Annotated in this window: 1 protein-coding gene; it reads right to left on the bottom strand. The window is 26.3% G+C overall.

Features of this window, described 5'->3' with window-relative positions; genetic code table 11:
* Positions 1–753: 753 nt before the first annotated feature.
* Positions 754–1404 carry a DNA/RNA non-specific endonuclease gene (locus tag AJ884_RS01560; protein ID WP_002807507.1) on the bottom strand — a complete coding sequence of 217 codons (651 nt, stop codon included), beginning with the start codon at positions 1402–1404 and terminating at the stop codon, positions 754–756.
* Between the last annotated feature and the right edge of the window lie 2 nt (positions 1405–1406).

Raw genomic sequence — 1406 nt, 5'->3', positions numbered from 1 at the left:
TTTAAAAGAGAAGTTAGAACATATGTAATTATTCTTGCTGCTTTAATGTTTATTTTACAGCCTACAATTTTTGATTTAATTTTGTCTATCTTTAAATCATTTCTAAGACAATAAGGTTTTTAACTTTTACTTTCGTTAGTGTCTTTATCATTGATATAATGAGCTACTAAAACCAATGTGCCAAAAATAAGAGTGATAGCACCAATTAAAATAGCTATATTATAACCATCCATTTTTTCTCCTTTTTTCAAAAAAAGTTCAATCTTTAAGAAAGATTGATGATAATGCAACTACCGTTAAAATTAGCAAACTTTCAATTAAAATAATAAAAGCTCTACTATCGCCTGTATTTATAAACAATCCTATGCCAATAGATTCCATGAATCTTAAGATTGCTTTTGTGGGTATTTTTGTAAATATTACTATTTTTTTGAAAAAATATTTCTTTTTTCTTCTTATCTTATAACAAAAAAATACTAAAAGTCAAGGGATAAAAACATATATCTAAGAATTAAAACCTCCAGAACAGATTAATTTTTATTTTTATCAAAATTATAAAATTTCACAAGTATAACAACTGATATTACAAAAGCCGATATAAAGTATCATCCTTATTTTTATTCTTTATTATTTAATAGCAATAATGTTTTCTAAATAAAATTTAAGTGTTTTAAAATACACATTGTTAGGATTATTTTTTAATTGACAGTACTTTATATAATATTAAAATCCACCTTTAGTGAGGAAGGTGGTTTAATTTTGACATTTAACCTGATAAGATCTTATATTCTCGTTTTCCACTTCATGGTTTGGCACTTGATAACATTCTTTAAAATTCTCACCTTTTAAGATTTTAATATAAGAGCTTGGAATAGCAATTTGATTTCTTATTCTTTGTGGATTATTGTCATAATTAACTAAATTTAAAACTTCTAAACTTCCAAGCTTCAAAGCTACTTGTCTTTCTCTTTTTTCAATCTTGTTCCAAACCCTTTGATTGATTTGTGGATTTTGTGGAGTAATATTACTCATTAAAAAAGTGCTTCTTTGAGCTTGAGTTGTTTTTCTCATAGAAGCATTAGAAAGAGTGTGTCCTCTATCATAACCACTGTTTCTATAATCACTCCATGTAGTACGATATTTTTTAGGAATATTTGTATCATCTTCAAAGCGTGGGCGTTTTTTGATTTGTTCGCCTTTTAAATTTTCCGCTTCCAATCTATAAGCTACAGCTTTTGTACCTTTTAGATTATAATCATAACAATTTAGATAATAGAATTTATCTAAAACTTGTGAACAACTTTGCTTAGTAAAATACTTAGCAAAATCTTCGCTTGGCTTGTATTGTGTATAATCAGCTAAGGCTAGAGTTGCTAGCAGTGGTAAGATTATAAGTTTTTTCATTT

It is taken from the genome of Campylobacter sp. BCW_6463 (genome assembly GCF_001762785.1).
Classification (GTDB): Bacteria; Campylobacterota; Campylobacteria; order Campylobacterales; family Campylobacteraceae; genus Campylobacter_D; species Campylobacter_D jejuni.
This window is presented reverse-complemented; position numbering and strand designations above follow the sequence as displayed.